General features: G+C 37.0%; 15 protein-coding genes and 1 pseudogene. 7 read left to right on the plus strand and 9 right to left on the minus strand.

Translation table 11 applies throughout. The features are described from left to right. Positions 1-34: 34 nt before the first annotated feature. Positions 35-2,575 (plus strand): annotated as a pseudogene (mscM, locus tag J3U42_RS05510) (miniconductance mechanosensitive channel MscM); the annotation flags it as partial. On the opposite strand, the gene J3U42_RS05515 reads toward mscM, so the two are convergent. Then, complete coding sequence (locus tag J3U42_RS05515) at positions 2,572-3,102, minus strand: DedA family protein (protein WP_220219256.1); 531 nt, start codon at positions 3,100-3,102, stop codon at positions 2,572-2,574. The pseudogene mscM and the gene J3U42_RS05515 overlap by 4 nt on opposite strands. A 202-nt stretch (positions 3,103-3,304) precedes the next feature. On the opposite strand from J3U42_RS05515, the gene fdhD reads away from it, so the two are divergent. The 4 genes from fdhD to J3U42_RS05535 all read left to right on the plus strand — a co-directional run bounded on the left by fdhD (position 3,305) and on the right by J3U42_RS05535 (position 7,791). Next, positions 3,305-4,138, plus strand: a complete 834-nt coding sequence (gene fdhD, locus J3U42_RS05520) for a formate dehydrogenase accessory sulfurtransferase FdhD (protein ID WP_267335893.1) — start codon at positions 3,305-3,307, stop codon at positions 4,136-4,138. Between the two features lie 404 nt (positions 4,139-4,542). Beyond that, on the plus strand, positions 4,543-5,361 hold the full coding sequence (locus J3U42_RS05525; protein ID WP_220219254.1) for a purine-nucleoside phosphorylase: 819 nt from the start codon (positions 4,543-4,545) through the stop codon (positions 5,359-5,361). 62 nt (positions 5,362-5,423) lie between these two features. Then, positions 5,424-6,662, plus strand: a complete 1,239-nt coding sequence (locus J3U42_RS05530; protein ID WP_267335894.1) for a nucleoside permease — start codon at positions 5,424-5,426, stop codon at positions 6,660-6,662. A gap of 217 nt (positions 6,663-6,879) precedes the next feature. Continuing rightward, on the plus strand, positions 6,880-7,791 hold the full coding sequence (locus J3U42_RS05535) for an EamA family transporter (protein WP_267335895.1): 912 nt from the start codon (positions 6,880-6,882) through the stop codon (positions 7,789-7,791). Between the two features lie 76 nt (positions 7,792-7,867). Here J3U42_RS05535 and dsdC read toward each other — a convergent pair whose 3' ends face one another. After that, positions 7,868-8,836: a DNA-binding transcriptional regulator DsdC gene (gene dsdC, locus J3U42_RS05540; protein WP_267335896.1), complete on the minus strand. Its 969-nt coding sequence runs from the start codon at positions 8,834-8,836 to the stop codon at positions 7,868-7,870. A gap of 365 nt (positions 8,837-9,201) precedes the next feature. On the opposite strand from dsdC, the gene J3U42_RS05545 reads away from it, so the two are divergent. Together J3U42_RS05545 and J3U42_RS05550 are read left to right on the plus strand one after the other, a co-directional pair. Next, the gene (locus J3U42_RS05545) at positions 9,202-9,489 is read left to right on the plus strand and encodes a hypothetical protein (RefSeq protein WP_267328737.1); all 288 of its coding nucleotides are present in this window, start codon (positions 9,202-9,204) and stop codon (positions 9,487-9,489) included. Positions 9,490-10,119: 630 nt separating this feature from the next. Then, positions 10,120-10,596, plus strand: a complete 477-nt coding sequence (locus tag J3U42_RS05550; RefSeq protein WP_220219249.1) for a hypothetical protein — start codon at positions 10,120-10,122, stop codon at positions 10,594-10,596. Between the two features lie 104 nt (positions 10,597-10,700). Here the strand turns inward: J3U42_RS05550 and amtB are convergent, their stop codons facing one another. The 7 genes from amtB to uvrB form a co-directional block, all read right to left on the minus strand. Beyond that, positions 10,701-11,981, minus strand: a complete 1,281-nt coding sequence (gene amtB / locus J3U42_RS05555; protein WP_267328736.1) for an ammonium transporter AmtB — start codon at positions 11,979-11,981, stop codon at positions 10,701-10,703. 20 nt (positions 11,982-12,001) lie between these two features. After that, positions 12,002-12,340, minus strand: a complete 339-nt coding sequence (glnK, locus tag J3U42_RS05560; protein ID WP_220219247.1) for a P-II family nitrogen regulator — start codon at positions 12,338-12,340, stop codon at positions 12,002-12,004. Positions 12,341-12,592: 252 nt separating this feature from the next. Continuing rightward, positions 12,593-14,080 (minus strand): dGTPase, encoded by a 1,488-nt coding sequence (gene dgt / locus J3U42_RS05565; protein WP_267335897.1) that lies wholly within the window; start codon positions 14,078-14,080, stop codon positions 12,593-12,595. Positions 14,081-14,128: 48 nt separating this feature from the next. Continuing rightward, positions 14,129-15,199, minus strand: a complete 1,071-nt coding sequence (gene purK / locus J3U42_RS05570; RefSeq protein ID WP_267335898.1) for a 5-(carboxyamino)imidazole ribonucleotide synthase — start codon at positions 15,197-15,199, stop codon at positions 14,129-14,131. Position 15,200: 1 nt separating this feature from the next. Next, positions 15,201-15,701 carry a 5-(carboxyamino)imidazole ribonucleotide mutase gene (gene purE, locus J3U42_RS05575; protein WP_267335899.1) on the minus strand — a complete coding sequence of 167 codons (501 nt, stop codon included), beginning with the start codon at positions 15,699-15,701 and terminating at the stop codon, positions 15,201-15,203. A 230-nt stretch (positions 15,702-15,931) separates the two neighbouring features. Beyond that, complete coding sequence (locus J3U42_RS05580) at positions 15,932-16,282, minus strand: RidA family protein (protein WP_267335900.1); 351 nt, start codon at positions 16,280-16,282, stop codon at positions 15,932-15,934. Between the two features lie 25 nt (positions 16,283-16,307). Next, a complete protein-coding gene (gene uvrB / locus J3U42_RS05585) occupies positions 16,308-18,311 on the minus strand; it encodes an excinuclease ABC subunit UvrB (protein ID WP_267328733.1) in 2,004 nt (667 codons plus the stop codon).

Raw genomic sequence — 18,311 nt, forward strand, 5'->3', positions numbered from 1 at the left:
CATTGCTGTTGCTCAAGAGAGTATGTTGGTAATTAATAATGAAGATGAACTTTCTGCTATTATTAATGAATTGAATGAAAAAAACGATGATCTTCGACAAAATTTGGAGTACCAAAAGACTCACTTAACCAGCATTATTAATGAACAAAACAACATCACCACGCAAATTTCGCATGTTCAAAATACGCTAGCAACCTTAGCTGAACAAGGCGAGTGGTTAAGTTTTTCAACAGCGCTTGGCGAAACCTTACGTCAACAATTACTGCGCCTTCCGGAAAAACCAAAATCACAGCCTTTAGATGCCGAAATTGCTGAAGCTAAAGTTCAGCAACTTAATTACACTAACACCTTATCAGCATTAGCTAACTACCCGACATTAAACGGCTCATTAGCTAATGTAAAAATTGCCAGCCAATATCGACGGCTACTTCGTGAACAAAGTGAGCTTCTTAAGACGTTAATTTCCGGTACCGATACCACGATTCTAGAACTCACCAAATTAAAGATTTCTAACAAACAACTGACCAATGCCATTGATGAAGTGAACGAGGCGGCACACCGCTACTTTTTCTGGGTAGCTGATGTCAACCCTATTTCGCTAAACTTTCCGGTCAATCTTGCTAAAGATGTGGTTTATGTCATTTTTTCAATTGATACGTTAACTCAACTCTATAATGCTAGTAGTGAAGTATTGACGGCACCAAAACCACTCTTTTTATTGGTTTTGTCGCTACTGTTTGTGTTTACCCACTTCAAGATGCGCAATAAATATTATGCATTTTTAAACAAATCAGCTTCACGGGTGGGTAAAGTGACGCAAGATAGTTATTCGTTAACCTTAAAAGTGATTATTTACTCCTTAATTATGGCATTACCTATCCCGATTTTGTGGGCGGTATTTGGTTATGCCTTGCAAATTAATTGGGATTATCCTGTCGCTGTCGCTTTGGGTTATGGGGTTAATGCCGCTGCGCCTATTTTATGGGTGTTTATCATTACTGCCCATTTCGCCGCTAAAAATGGGCTGTTTATTACTCATTTCGGCTGGTCAAAACGAAATGTCCGTGAAGCAATGAAATATTATCAACTTTCGGTTTGGGTCGTGATTCCGTTAGTTATGATTGTGATGAGTTTTGATCAGTTTAATAACCGTCAATTTGCCGCAACGATTGGTCGCACTGCATTTATTATTTTATGCTTTGCATTAGTGTTTATGACTAACTCAATTCATCGTGCCGGCGTACCACTTTACATTGATAAAAAAGGTTGTGGTGATAATTTATTAAGCCATATTCTATGGTTTATCTTATTAAGTGCCCCATGGTTAGCCATTATTGCCGCTTGCTTAGGTTATCTATCTACCGCACAGGTTTTATTGGGGCGTCTTGAAGCCTCGGTGATTATCTGGTTTGGTCTGTTAGTTATCTATTTTATGATTCGTCGCTGGATGTGGATTCAAAAACGTAGAATTGAATTTGAACGCACCAAACAGCGCCGGCTAGAAAGAATGCAACGAGCCAAAGGTCAGGAAGAAGAGTTATCTCAGGTCAATAATGACGGTGTCGATGAGCCTGTTATCGATTTGGATGTGATTAGTGCTCAGTCGTTACAATTAGTGAGATCAATTATTATGTTAATTGCACTCATTAGTATGATACTGCTTTGGTCAGAACTCCATTCAGCGTTCGCCTTTATGAATAACATTAAATTGTGGGGGACGACGATTATTGTTAATGGAACAGAAGCTGAACAATATATTACCCTTGGTGCGGTATTTATTGCGATTTTAGTGATGACAATTACCATTCAACTGGTTAAAAACTTACCGGCACTTTTAGAGCTGGGCATATTACAGCATTTAGATTTAGCGCCCGGTACCAGTTACGCCATATCGACCGTTTCTAAATATATTATTTTAATGATTGGTAGCATGATTGCTTTTTCATTTATCGGTATTGATTGGTCTAAAATACAGTGGCTTATTGCCGCCTTAGGTGTTGGTTTAGGTTTCGGTCTTCAAGAAATATTTGCTAACTTTATTTCAGGCCTAATTATTCTATTTGAAAAGCCGGTACGTATTGGTGATACCGTGACTATTCGTGATTTAACCGGTAACATTACCAAAATTAGCACACGTGCCATTACTATTGTTGATTGGGATCGCAAAGAGATTGTGATGCCAAATAAGGCGTTTATTACTGAACAGCTCGTCAACTGGTCGCTATCGGATTCCATAACCCGAATTGTACTGACGATTCCCGCAACCATTGATGCAGATAGCGAACTGGTTATAAAACTATTACAGCAAGCATCTGATGAGTGTGAATATGTGCTTAAAGATCCGGAGCCACAAGTATTTTTAGTTGATATTCAAGAAGGTATTCAGTTATTTGAGTTACGTGTTTTTGCCGCTGAAATGGGGCACCGCATGCAACTACGTAGCGCTATACATAAATTGATACTCGAGGCGTATCGTCGTCACCATTTAACATTACCATTCCCACCATTGCAAACCAATTTAGAAGCGCTTGGTCGCAAAAGTGGGCGTCGCAGTTATACCGTTGGCACCATTTAACCAAATAGGGTTTCTAACCAACGCATACCGAAAGCGCCGGGGGCAAGTAACACAAAAGCCCAAATCGGCGCTGAGGTGACATTAGCCAAATTAAATTTTGTCGCTGGCATATGCATCGTACCTGCGATAAGTGGTACTAATGCCCGTAATGGTCCAAAAAAACGACCGATAAAAACGCCAAATGTGCCATAACGAGCAAAAAACTGTTCGGCTCGATAAACTAATTTTGGGTGTTTATTCAGTGGCCATGCGTTGATCACTTGCTGATGATAATGTTTACCTAACCAGTAAGAGAGCCAATCACCAAAAATGGCGCCCAACGATGCCACAATCAACACCGGAACAAATGACATAACACCAGCGCCAACCAGTGCACCGGCACCTAATAAAATTGCAGTTGCCGGCACCAGTAAAGAGATAATCGCCAATGACTCACCAAAAGCTAATAGAAAGATAATCGGCAACGCCCAGACTTGGTGTTGTTGAATAAACTGCATAATTTCATGGGTAATTTCATGTATTGACATAAGTTTAGTTGCATTAAAATATTGTTAACGATGTTTCATTTTAACATATTAAACCGTGTACGCATCTCAATAAGTCAATGATTGGTAGAATCTTACTATCTTCAATTTTCGTTGATTATTCCGTACTTTCTATTAACTTTATACTCAGTTATTATATTTAACTTACTAATCTCATTGACAACATCAAGATCAAGAGCCAATTATGACAATCGGTATTGAAACACTTACAGTTAATAAATTTATTGCTGCCAAACAGTTGGCACCTGAGTTAGATCAGTTAGCCATAGAAATGCCGGTAGCCCTGATTTATAACGGTATTTCCCACGTGGTGATGATGGCATCGCCTAAAGACTTAGCGTATTTTGCTATTGGTTTTTCATTAACCGAAAAAATTATTACCGCAGTGACGGATATTTATGGCATTGATATCAACCCTACCGCGCAAGGCATTGAAGTACATATTGAACTCTCATCAAGACGCTTTGCTGAACTAAAAAACAAGCGCCGCCACTTAGCTGGCCGAACCGGTTGTGGAATTTGTGGTAGCGAACAGATCGAACAAGTTTGTCAATTTATCCCAACGTTGCCAAACAATCACCGGATTAACTTATCTGATTTTACAAACTCGCTGGCAAGTTTGGAGCAAGTGCAGCTTGTCGGGCAGCAAACAGGTTGCACTCATGCAGCGGTATGGCTCGATTTACAAGGAAACTTTATTGCCGGGTTTGAAGATATCGGTAGGCATGTGGCGTTAGATAAACTATTGGGCTATCGAGCCAAACAGTTACAGCAACAGCCAGATCATCCAGTAGGTGTGATTTTGGTCTCCAGTCGAGCCAGTTATGAAATGGTACAAAAGAGTGCTATTTGTGGTATTGAGATCTTACTTGCTGTGTCAGCAGCAACATCGATGGCTGTAGAGCAAGCCAAACAAAGTAATCTCACATTAATAGGATTTTTTCGAGGTACTAAAGGCGTTGTCTATAGTGGTGGTGAGCGGATTGAGGGGTTTAAACATAATAAGATCCGTAATTGAATAGATATTTAACAGACAAATCCCTATGTGCAGTTAGACTAAATTAATTTTTAGCCTAATGATTTGATTTATATGATTTAATACTTGAAATAGCACAAGGCGAATACGCTTTAAGCAATAATCAACTTCCCTTCTTTTAAGAAGATCATCATAATATACGCCGAAATAATAAATACATTGTTTTTATTATATCTTTTTATGTGATCTTTTTCTCGTTTTGAGAAAAAGCAGATTATTTATATCATTTCTTGTGACATACTAAGTGATATTAATAATCATCATTCAAATTGCTAATGTTAAATTTATCTTTATTTAGCATTCTGATTATTTATAAGTTTTAGGTGGTTATTTTTATCACTTAGCGTTATTTATTAGCACATATTAAAAATGAAAAAGGTACACTCATGCATCAAACAGCAGATATACAACAAGCGGTTAACTATATTCAACAACACACCGATAAAAAACCAACTATCGGCATTATTTTAGGCTCTGGTTTAGGTCCATTTGCTGATACTCTTGAAGATGCCGTTCGCATAGCATATGACAATATCCCTCATTTTGCTCAATCGGCTGCGGTCGGTCATGCTAATGAATTAGTCATTGGTAAAAGCGGCGGTAAAACAGTGGTTGCGATGAAAGGACGTTTCCATTATTACGAAGGGTTTTCTTTAGATCAAGTGACTTTTCCTGTTCGTGTAATGAAAATGCTGGGCGTTGAAAAGTTAATTATTACTAATGCCTGTGGTGCCGTTAATACCAGCTTTAAACCCGGCGAACTGATGTTAATTACCGATCATATTAATTTAACTGCCAATAATCCATTAATTGGTCCAAATAACCCTGAGTTAGGGGTACGCTTTTTAGATGTTAGCGAACTTTACAACAAACAGTTACGCGCTACCGTCCTTGACGTTGCTAAAGAACTCAATATTACTTTACAACAAGGTGTCTATGCTTGGTGGACCGGTCCAACTTACGAAACGCCGGCTGAAATTAGAATGATTCGTGTGTTAGGCGCTGATGCTGTGGGTATGTCAACCGTACCGGAAGCAATTGTTGCTCACCATTCAGGTATCAAAACTATTGGTATTTCGTGCTTAACCAATATGGCTTGTGGCATTTTAGATCAGCCATTAGGGCATGAAGAGGTGATTGAAACAGCCGAACGTGTTAAAGCAACTTTCTTACAATTAATTACCAAAACTATCGAACGTTTTTAATTAATCGTTTTTATTATTTTGAGTGGTACAAGCCGTACACACTTATATTATGGATAGCAAACATGAACATAAAAGATAGATTAAAAATAATGTTGTTTTTCCAATATTTTATTTGGGGAAGCTGGTTAGTTACTTTTGGCTCCTATCTGTTTAAGACTTTACACTTTTCGGGTACGGAAGTCGGGATGATTTTTAGCACAAAAGGATTAGCTGCGTTGATTATGCCATGTATTATTGGGATTATTGCCGATAAATTTGTTCAAGCAAAATATCTCTATATGCTTTGTCATTCAATTTGTGCAATAGCGCTTTTTTATGCTGCTTCGGTCGATAATTCCACTGTATTATTTTGGGTCATGCTGTGTAATGCCCTTGCTTTTATGCCAACTATCGCCCTTTCAAACTCGATTAGCTATCATTGTTTAGATAACAGTAAGCTTGATACGGTTACTGTTTTTCCTAAAATAAGAGTGTACGGCACCATTGGTTTTATTATCGCCATGTGGATGATAAGTTTACTCAAATTTGAACTTAGCAATGCACAACTTTATGTCGCATGTGCGGCATCGGTAATACTGGTATTGTATAGTGCAACCTTGCCAGACATTGCAATTAAAAAAGATCCTAAGCAGTCATGGGCTGCTCGATTAGGTTTTGATGCTTTCGTTTTATTCAAGAAACCGACGATGGCGGTGTTTTTTCTGTTTGCCATGTTACTCGGTGCGATATTACAATTCACTAACACTTATGGTGGTGCTTTCTTGCACGATTTTGATAGAATACCGGAATTTAAAGATAGTTTGATTGTACAATATCCGGCTATTTTACTTTCGGTATCTCAAATGGCGGAAGTCGCTTTTATTTTGACGATCCCATTTTTCCTTAAAAAATTTGGCATCAAAAAAGTAATAATGATCAGCATCATTGCTTGGACTTTAAGATTTGGTCTTTTTGCATTTGGTGATCCAACACCATTTGGCTTTGTGCTATTGATGTTATCAATGATTGTTTATGGTTGCGCTTTTGACTTTTTTAATATTTCCGGTTCGATATTTATCGAAAAGGAAGTGAGTTCGAATATTCGGGCGAGTGCGCAAGGATTATATATGACAATGGTCAATGGTATTGGCGCTTATTTAGGTTCTATTTTAAGCGGTATTGTCATTGATATGTATACGCATGATGGTGTTAAAGATTGGCAATCAATATGGCTAATTTTCGCTTCTTATGCGCTGATTTTAGGTATTATATTTTATTTTACATTCAACTATGACCATAAGAAAACTGAAACTGCGTTGTAATAACTTCCCAGTCAAATTATTGCGCTAAGCGCAATTGCTTATATTCTATTGTGATCATTTAGGATTAATTTATTAATTATTTTAGAGCTACAGAGGCATCCTCTGTAGGCTCTTATTTGTTTGTGTGTCGAAAATGTTATCGGCAATGTGTTAAAAGTACCGTTTTATAAGTACAGTTTTTGAAATATAGAGTTTTTTAAAGTAACGAGATTTAACTATGAAAGAAAAATTTTTAGGAGGACTATTAGTATTTTTAGGCGCTTGTAGTTTTGGTGTGCTCTCTTCGATTGTAAAAACCGCGTATAAGGCGGGTTATTCATTGGGTGAAGTAACTGGTGTACAATGTTTTTTAGGAATGCTAATTTTGTGGGGTATTCACCTTATAGTCAAAACACTTCACAAATCTAAATCCAATTCAGAAAAAGAACTAAATCAGCCATTAACCAAAAAATGGAAAGTTTGTGCGGTGGGGATTTTCCCTGGTTTAGTCGGTATTTGTTATTATCAATGCGTTCAATTGGTACCTGCTTCGATTGCTATCATTTTGTTAATGCAGTATCTATGGATCAGCGTGATTATTGATTTTGTCATTTTCAAAAATAAACCATCATTTATTCAAATTGTCACTGTCATTGTCATTATTGCTGGAAGCGCTTTAGCAGCAGGTATTTTTAATGAAGATATTCGTTTAAACCTGTTTGGTTGTATGTTTGGGCTATTAGCCGCCATTATGTACTCCTTATTTATTACTACCAGCAGTAATATTGGCAATGAATTACCTAAGCTTGAAAAAAGTGCATTAATGATTACCGGCGCTTGCATTGTGACGTTTTTGATTTTTCCGCCGATGTTCTTTTTCAAAATTAATATTCATGATCAACTCTATCAATTAGGTTTTTTACTAGCTTTACTCGGCACAGTACTACCCCCTTTTCTGTTTTCGGTGGGCATTCCCAAAATTGGGATTTCCTTTAGTGCGATTTTATCAGCGGCTGAATTGCCGGTTGCGGTAACCTGTTCTTATTTCTACTTGAAAGAGTCAGTGTATTTTAATCAGTGGGTAGGCGTGTTAATTATTTTATTGGCTATCGCCTTACCTAACTTAATCCATATCAAAAAAAGGCCCTAATTAAACAGCTTTAAGTGTGGTTAATCAAACCACACTTATTACTGGAATCTTACCTTAATCATTTGCAGCAACCACATTAGCGCTCAATCAATAATGATAGGGGTGATTGTTTGAACTGATTTTTCAACCAATTGATAAAAATATCAACTTTTGGATTATATTTGCCCTGTGATTTACAGACATAATAGCGCTGAGAACAAGGAGCTTCCATATTTGGAAAAGGCGAAATTAATTGACCTGTTTGAAGATATTTTTGGACAAGGAGTTTTCGCCCCATTGCGATTCCAACATGATTTAAGGCTGCGGTTATTGCATAATCTGATCGGTCAAATAGCATATTTTGCATTTTGTTTAAATCACAAGCTAGCGAGAAATAGTTAGTCCACGCCTCCCACTCGGTAAAATTGGAATCGTAGCCATTATTTTGGTTGTCATGTAAAAATATGCATTTGTGAAGATTATCAATGTTTTCATGTAAGTCATGTTTGACTGCATAAGACGGCGTACAAACCGGCAAAATACTTTCGTTCATAAGATGTTCACAAAGCAATTCATCATAATGGAGATCATCATAATAAATTGTAAGATCAACTCGATGTTGGCTAAAGTTAAGAATTTTATTTCCCGATAAAATATTCAATGAAATATAGGGATAATCCTCAATAAACATCGATAATTTAGGGATCAGCCACTCTTGAGCAAAAGACGGACTGGAATAGATAGTCAGCGCACCAGAGAGTTCTTGATTTTTAATCTCTAATATTTCTTGATTTAGATTATTGAGTGAACTTTTTACTACATTAAATAAATTATTTCCATCGCGAGTGAGTGATATTCGGCGATGAAATCGTTTAAATAATTTGAAGTTTAGTTCTTCTTCTAATTTATTAATTTGATGACTTACCGCACTTGGGCTGATACATAGTTCTTCAGCTGCCAATGCAAACGATAGGTGCCTTGCGGCTGATTCGAAAGTATGTAACTTTGATAATTGATAGCGGTTGATAACACGATTCTTATTCAGATATTTATCTTCATCGTACATTTACAGCACTCCTATTAGAGCATTATAAAAACTATTACCTAAAAACCTCTTATCCTTACTTAGATACCTACACTAATTTCTTCATGTTGAAGCGTGAGCTAATTTTATGATCTAGATCACATATTTGAAACAATCTAGTTCATGTTAAGTTCATAATTGATCATTTGTCAAATACTGGACAAAAACTTGTAAAAACACTAGCATTTATAAACTAGAAAGATAACATTTTTAATAAAAAAACTTAACTGAGATTTGATTATTTTTTGTATTATCTTTTAGTGAAATTCAGTCTTTAAATATAGCTTCACCTTAGTTTATAAGTATTGTTATCGAGTTTATTCAATAAAATAAAAAGGAATGAAGTAATGTCACCAGTAGGTATTGAAAAATTAATACGCCGTCCCCACATAATAAATAATCTTTTATTTTTAGAAGAACTTGTTTTATTCTGTCAAAAACAAGCAAACAAAATTAAAGTTGTTTATTTTTACATTTTTTTGAAATATTACTTTAATTTTTATTTTATAATTCAAAGAAGCTCATTCAATATTTTATTAACAAATTCAGGAAGAAGAGATAATAAAATGGATTGCACCCTAAATGCTCAATTTCCTAAAAATTTTTACTGTTTAAAACAATTTTATTTGTTTTGAAACGCGATATTTTTATTTGTTAATTAGTCTCTTAATTGACTGTTTACAAGCTGCTTTGAAATAGTAATAAATGTAATAACCTATTAAATTATGAGTAAATGATTAGTTTGATAGCATGATTTTCTAAATTTAATACGGATGTTTTTGTTAGCTTAATTTTGTACAGTTAATGTCTAAGATATATGCAATAAGAAATTCAATTATTGTGTGTATAGATATCAATGTTTAATTTGTTTTAGTTAGATTCTCGTTAAGTCGTAGTTTTAATGTAGTTAGGACAAATTCAAACGGAGTTGTAAACACATGTTTTAAACATCATCTGCTTGTAGCAAAACAGGCAATTAATAGCATTAATTAATGGAGGGTATTGAGGAACAATTTATTTCTGTTTAATTTTTTTAAGTTGGGTTGTAACGGTAATTAAAGTGGTTTGTTAATCGATGTTATAAACCACCATTAGTTCTAATTTCTAAAAGTAAATAGTAGTTAATTTTGAAAGTTAATTTTGAAATCTTGATTGATTTCATACTGAAACGTTATGTAAAACTGAAACATCTTTACCTAAAAGTAACAATTTTTATTCAATATATTGTTGTTATTTTTATACAATATTAAAAAGGAAGTTACAGAATGAAGACACAGAAAAAACCTTTATTTACGTTAGTACATAGTAATGATGCAATTCCTGAACACAAAACCTTAGCCTATTTAGATCCAACGCTAAATTATTATACTGATCATATTGATGAGATTATTGGGTTACGTATTAAGGAGCTGAAATTACGTCATTCTGAATACAAGGAGTATCATGATAGTAACAGCTCAAATAATAGTGGCGGGTTTTCGTTTATCTTTCGTGAAATATTTGAGTCTGAACACCATGCTAAACAAATTGGCATGCTAAAAGATGAAATTGCAATTGAAAACGAATCGAATAAGGTTAAGCAATTACTTAATACTCGATTAAAAGAGTTAGCAAAAGCTTATCCGGAATTACAACTTAATCTAAATGATGTGGATGTTATACCCACTAAGATTAAAGAGTATCTTTTTGCTCCACCATTAATTTTAACCGAAGACAATGCAATTATGCTTTGGGACGATTAAAAATTTATATCAGTAACAATACAACAATTGTTATAAACCATAATCTACAGCAATAATATGCTGTAGATTATTTAAATAGTGAATATTTTGTTACTCACATTCAATTAACTATTAAATGCGCTTTCACCATGACTATTAATATCCAATCCTTCACGCTCTTGCTCTTCAGGAACACGTAAGCCGACGCAAAGATCAGCGATTTTATACGCGACAAAGGCAACTACGGATGTCCATATAACGCAGGTGATAATACTCATCAATTGAACACCCACTTGGCTTAACATATTGGTATCTTCGCTATAACCTAATCCACCTAATGATTCTGATGTGAAAATTCCGGTTAGTAAACAACCGACGATCCCACACACCCCATGTACACCAAAGACATCACAGGTATCATCAACTTTTAAGATACGTTTTAGTGATGAAACGCCCCATACACCGGCAAATCCACAAATAAGACCAATCAGCATTGCTCCGCCAACACCGACAAAGCCGGCCGCTGGAGTTATCCCCACTAATCCGGCAATGACACCAGATACTGCACCTAAACATGAAGGTTTGCCACGTAATACCCATTCGGCTACCGACCATGCTAAAACCGCTGCGGCGGTGGCAGCTACTGTATTGATAAAGGCAAGACCGGCTATTTCATCTGCATGAGTTGACGATCCGGCGTTGAATCCAAACCAGCCAATATATAAGATTGCAGCCCCCAGATAAACATAAGGTAAATTGAACGGTTTAAGTGGTTCACGGTTATAACCGATTCGATTTTTAATCAGATATGCGCCTATCAAACCGGCAACGGCAGCATTTATGTGTACCACCGTGCCACCGGCAAAATCTAATGCGCCTTCATCACCTAATATTCCGCCGCCCCAAACCATATGTGCCATTGGGATATAAGAGAAGGTGAACCATAAAACAGTAAAAATTAATACGGCTGAAAAACGGATCCGTTCCGCAAATGCGCCTAAAATTAAACAACAGGTTATACAAGCAAATGAGCCTTGAAAAGCAATCCAAATAAGTTCAAAAATGGAACCGGAGATATCAGTAATCCCGACACCGATTAATAAAAAATGCTCGAAATTGCCAAAAAACCAGTTACCTTCACCAAATGCTAAACTATATCCGTAAACAATCCAAAGTACTGCAATTAACGAAAAACTGACTAATACTTGTGATAACATCGATAGCACATTTTTAGATCGCAGTAATCCTCCATAAAATAGTGCTATTCCCGGAACAGACATAAACAGTACCAGTGCAGTACAGATCATCATAAATGCATTGTCCGCTTTATCGACTATCAAAATTTCATCAGCAAAGGCAGGACAGGAAAGCAATAACCCAATTGGAAAAATCAACTTTTTTAACATAACAATATCCTTAACAATGACTAAAGTGCTGCTTCATCGGTTTCACCGGTACGAATTCGTACCACATGTTCAAGAGCGGTAACAAAAATCTTACCGTCGCCTATTTTGCCGGTATGTGCCGCTTTAGAAATGGTGCTTATCACCTCTTCTAACTGCTCATCATTAATGGCTAGTTCTATTTTGACTTTTGGCAGGAAGTTAACATTGTATTCTGCGCCTCGATACAATTCAGCATGCCCTTTTTGGCGACCAAAACCTTTAACTTCGGTCACCGTTAAGCCTGTTATACCTATATTGGACAGTGATTCTCGGACTTCTTCTAACTTGAATGGTTTAATAATGACGGTAACTAATTTCATTCATTGCTCCTCATAAATATGATAGATAAGCAATGTAATGCAAAGTGCATGCCATAAATTAATGTGCTTTATCTTTGCCAGAAATAGCAGGATATATTGATATCAAGTTAGCTTGCTATTTCGCCAATGAGGCAGATATGCAAGTTTACTACGTTAGAAAGCTAAAGCTGCGGCTTTAGCTTGATCGTGAGTTTTATTTGCGCACTAATATAGTGCAGTGCTGTTTTTTGGTGCCCACTAAAATCAATTTATTTAGAACGTCACCATTAATTTACGATATTCATCATAGGCAAAGTGGTCTGTCATCCCACTGATATAGTCTTGAATCAATCGGCAACGATAATAAAATTCCCAGCAAGCATAATCTGGCTGTTTGATATTGTGTTTTGTCACAGCTTGTTGATAAGCGACACGATGTTTTGATGATAATTTATGATACAAGCGTGTTTCGATAGGATAATTTTTGTGATTGCCATCTTGCACCAGTTTTGTAAAATCGTCGGTCGGCATATCAAGCAAAGGGCTGTAGATATCTAATAATCCGCTTATAATTCGATAGCCTTGCAGTTCAATATTTTCCACTGATTCATGATTAAAAATATGTTCAACCCCAACAGTTTTAAAAATATTAAGCAGTTTATATTCGGCATCATGATCTTCCAGTAAAGCATGATTAAATGAGCCGTGATAGATTGCTTCGATATTTTCAATGAAACGTTCAGCGGCATGCGGAACAAGTCTACCTATTGTATTGACACGTAAATACATAAAGAATTGATCTATGCCTATGGCTTCAAATTGGTTTTGTTTTAGGTTTTCATAAGGGCGGTTTACCACATAATCGAAGAGATCGCCTTTTTTAACAGGCCCCCACGCCTCTTTTAAAGAGTGATATAACTGTTGTACCGTTAAAATTTTCTTTTCAACGGCATCTTCCAAATCAGCAATACAGTATGAGATATCATCGGCTGCTTCCATAATATAGGTAAGCGGATAACGATGAAATGGCTGGATATCTAACTGCTTTGACATCTCTAAAATAAAAGGTTCTTCAGATAAGTAATAACCGGGCTTTTTCATTAAATAGGCAAACTTATCGGGTACTGGTGATGACCAATATGCCGGCTTAGAATATTTAAGTATGGAAGCAATTTGCGAATAAGTTAAATTAAGTTTTAATATTGTGTGAACTAAACGGATCGCTTGAGCATTACCTTCAAAATGACAGAGATCTTGACGAATCTTTTGTTTTAGTTGGCGGATGTCTTCATTGTCACTGGCATACTCTTCAAGCACTTTATAACGGCTCTGTTTATCGATGCCTAAACGTTGTGTAAACCATTGGTTAATCGCCGCTTCACCAAAATGACCAAATGGTGGGTTACCAATGTCATGCATTAAACACGCCATTTCAACCAGCGTTTCAATCGACATAATCGATTTATCAAGCCCGTATTTTTTCAATTGCCCGGATTTATTTAAACGATCAACTATCTCTTTAACTATGTAACGCCCAACCTGTTGGACTTCCATTGAGTGAGTTAACCTTGTACGCACAACCGAATTACGTTCTAATGGAAAAACTTGAGTTTTTTGTTGTAGGCGTCGTATAGCCGCCGAGTTGATAATTCGACCACGATCACTTTCAAATCGACGTAATACAGCATACTCATCGTTTAGCGTTTCACACTGTTTGCTACTATATCGTTGGTAATTAATTTTTTGATTGAAGTCGATCATGGTACATTCCTTTGAATTAAATTGATAACTTTGTTACACGTCAAACCGTTATAACCATTGCTTGGCCCATTCGATCGGAATTTGATAATCAGCCGGCAATAATGGAATAAGTTTATCTAAAGAACGTATTAATTTTTCTGGCTGATTATGCGTTAAGTTAAGATGCCCAACTTTACGCCCTGCTCTTACCTCTTTTTCATACCAATGCAGGTGAACTAACTCATCAGTCAACCAATTGTAATTGAGGTGAGTACCAATTAAATTAACCATAACGGCCGGACTTGAAACATCAGGTTTAGGCATAGGTAAGTTTAATATCGCTCTCAGATGCAATTCAAATTGGCTGATAGATGCGCCATTTTGAGTCCAGTGACCACTATTATGTACACGAGGTGCCAGCTCATTAATGAGTAGCTCATCACCTTTAACAAAACACTCCATCGCCATAACGCCAATATAGTTGAGTTTATGCATGATAGTTGCAAGCATTGTTTCTGCTTTAGTTTGTAGCTCCGGCGCTTGCTCCGCCAGTGCAACACTCATTTTTAATATGCCGTCTTGATGTAGGTTGTTGGTGAGTGGATAAAAGACAGTTTCACCTTGGGCATTACGGGCACCAATTAATGACATCTCTTTTTCAAATAAAATCGCTTGTTCAACGATAGCATGTTGATATATATCATCTGGTATATCTATTTCACTATTGATCCCAATGCGCCACTGTCCTCGACCGTCATAACCACCGGTTCGACGTTTAACAATTAATCGTTCACCTAATTGATTAAACAGTGTTTGCCAGCCCTGTTTATCATTAAGTGGGCACCATTTTGCTGTTGGTAATCCTAGTTCATCCAGTAGTTGTTTTTGGGTTAGGCGATCAGCAATAATTGGGAAGATATTTCGATTGATAAACTGGGGATGATTGGCTAATAGCTGCGTAAAAGGGGTATCTGGCCAGCGTTCAATTTCGGCCGTAATGACTGAATGTTGATAAGGAATCGTATCGGGATCATCATCTAGCCCCACAGGAAAGACTTTAATACCTAATGGTTCGCCAGCTTGTCTGAGCATGCGCCCTAATTGACCATTGCCAAGCACACATACAGTTTGAGTTGTCATTTTATGCTTCTACTCTTGGATCAGGATTATTTAATACTTCATCGGTTTGGCTTAAGCGCCATGTCGATAATCGTTGATAAATGTCTTTATCATGTAATGCCAAAATTTGAGCCGCCAATAATGCGGCATTTGCTGCACCCGCTTTACCGATAGCTAATGTGCCAACCGGAATGCCTTTTGGCATTTGAACAATGGAATATAAACTATCTAAGCCACTTAATGCTGCGCTTTGTACAGGCACCCCCAATACCGGCACAAGCGTTTTTGCCGCTAACATACCGGGCAGATGAGCAGCTCCGCCAGCCCCGGCAATAATTACTTCAAATCCTCGTTGCTTTGCATCTTGAGCAAATTGAAATAATTTATCGGGTGTACGATGTGCTGAGACAATTTCGACATGATAAGTAATGGCTAATGCATCAAGGATATCAGCCGCATGTTGCATTGTGTTCCAATCACTTTTAGAGCCCATGACAATGGCTATTTTAGGTTGAATATGCATAGATATAGATGTGAAGATATCAAGTGTTAAGTGTACGAAAGTATACACTAAAATTTAATTATTGAGGATAAAAAAAAGCCAGTATTTGGGGGTAACTATATTTGATTGGACAAACGTAACCTGTTCACCGTTTACGTTTTAAGGACTTTACCGTTAGCTGGTTTTGTTACTATAAATAGCCCAATAAGGTTGATATCCGCCGACAGCCGTCGGCGGCAGTTGTTTTTAAATTACGGTTTTATTGCGGCAACAATTTTGATTTCGATTAAGTATTCATCTTTCATTAATCCAGCCTGTACGGTACAGCGAACTGGTGCACTTCCTTTTGCCACCCATTCATCCCATGCTTTATTCATAGCAGCAAAATCACTTTTGTTCACTAAAAAAATGGTTACATCTAAAAGTTGTGATTTGTCGCTATTAGCTCTTGCTAAGATTAGATCAATCTCTGCTAATGCGCTTTTGGTTTGCGCATAAGCATCATTAATCAAGTCACTCGGTACACTGGTGTAATAAATAACATTATTGTGGATCACCGCTTCAGACCAGCGATCAGCCGGGTCAATTCGTTTTATGGTCATCATATTTTCCTTTTTTGATGAATAATTAAGAGACTTTAATAAAATCGGCTCGCAATTGTTTTATCTCATCACGTAGTACGCCAGCTTTTTCAAACTCAAGATTTTGTGCTGCTTCGTACATCATCGCTTCAAGCTCTTTGACTCTTGCTTGAACTTCTTTCACCGATACATAGTTATACGATTTACCTGGTTCGAAGGCCTGTACTTTAGCAGTAGATTTTTTAGTGCTCAATCCGGCATCTAAAATATCTTTGATCTCTTTACGGACTGATTTTGGTGTTATGCCATGCTCAGTGTTGAAATCTTCCTGTTTTTTACGACGACGAGCGGTTTCATCAATGGTTTTTTGCATAGCTGGCGTAATTTTGTCCGCATATAATATTGCTCGACCATTAACATTACGAGCGGCACGGCCTACCGTTTGTATCAATGAACTTTCCGAACGTAAAAAGCCTTCTCTGTCAGCATCAAGTATTGCGATAAGGGAAACCTCAGGAATATCGAGCCCTTCTCGTAATAAGTTAATACCCACTAAAACATCAACTTTACCCAGACGTAAATCACGAATAATCTCCATTCGTTCAACAGTATTGATATCTGAGTGTAGATATTTAACTTTAACATTATGCTCAGAAAGATAATCAGTTAAGTTTTCTGCCATACGTTTAGTTAAGGTTGTCACCAGCACGCGTTCATCGTTACGCATCCGGATTTTGATTTCAGAAAGTAGATCATCGACCTGAGTCGCAACCGGTCTAACCTCAATAATAGGATCAAGTAGTCCGGTTGGTCTAACCACCTGTTCAATAATCTCTCCACCAGATTTTTCAATTTCATATTTCGCTGGCGTTGCCGATACATAGATCGTTTGCGGCATTATATTTTCAAATTCTGAAAATTTTAATGGTCGATTATCTAATGCAGAAGGTAGACGAAAACCGTACTCAACCAAATTGAGCTTACGGGATCGGTCACCATTATACATAGCCCCTAACTGCGGTATCGCAACATGCGATTCATCAATAAATAATAAACCGTCAGCGGGTAGATAATCAAATAATGTTGCTGGCGGATCACCCGGATTACGCTGTGCCAAAAAGCGGGAATAGTTTTCTATCCCGGAACAGTACCCCAATTCGGTCATCATTTCGATATCAAATAAGGTACGTTGAGTTAATCGTTGTTCTTCTAAAAGACGATTATTGTCTAATAGCACCTTTTGACGCTCTTTAAGCTCTTGCTTAATTTGCGCAATGGCATTATCCATGATATTTCTTGGCGTAACATAGTGCGTTTTTGGATAAATAGTGATGCGCGGCACTTCATTGATACTATTGCCAGTTAATGGATCGAACATGACTATCTTTTCAACTTCATCATCAAACAGTTCTACTCTTACCGCCAGTTCATCAGAATCCGCCGGGAAAATATCGATAACATCGCCTCTTACCCGAAACGTACCACGACTAAATCCGAGTTCATTTCGAGTATATTGCAACTCTGCCAATCGATTTAAGATTGAACGTTGATCGGTGATTGTTCCTCGAGTTAAATGCAAAATCATTGACATATATGTTTCAGGCGCACCTAACCCATAGATAGCTGAAACCGAAGCAACAATTACCACATCACGTCTTTCTAATAGTGATTTGGTGGCAGAAAGGCGCATTTGTTCAATGTGCTCATTAATAGAAGCATCTTTTTCAATAAACGTATCAGTCGACGGTACATACGATTCAGGCTGATAATAATCATAGTAAGACACAAAATATTCAACGGCATTTTCCGGAAAGAAAGCTTTCATTTCGCCATAAAGTTGCGCTGCTAATGTTTTATTTGGCGCAAGAATTATTGTTGGGCGATTATGTTTAGCTATCACATTGGCCATGGTGAATGTTTTACCTGAACCTGTAACACCTAACAATGTTTGATGTGCAATTCCGTCATCAAGGTTTTGATTAATCCTACTTATTGCTGCTGGTTGATCACCAGCAGGTTTGAAATCGGAACATAATTTAAATTTTCTCAT

It is taken from the genome of Gilliamella sp. B2923, assembly GCF_026536565.1.
In the GTDB taxonomy this organism is placed as follows: domain Bacteria; phylum Pseudomonadota; class Gammaproteobacteria; order Enterobacterales; family Orbaceae; genus Gilliamella.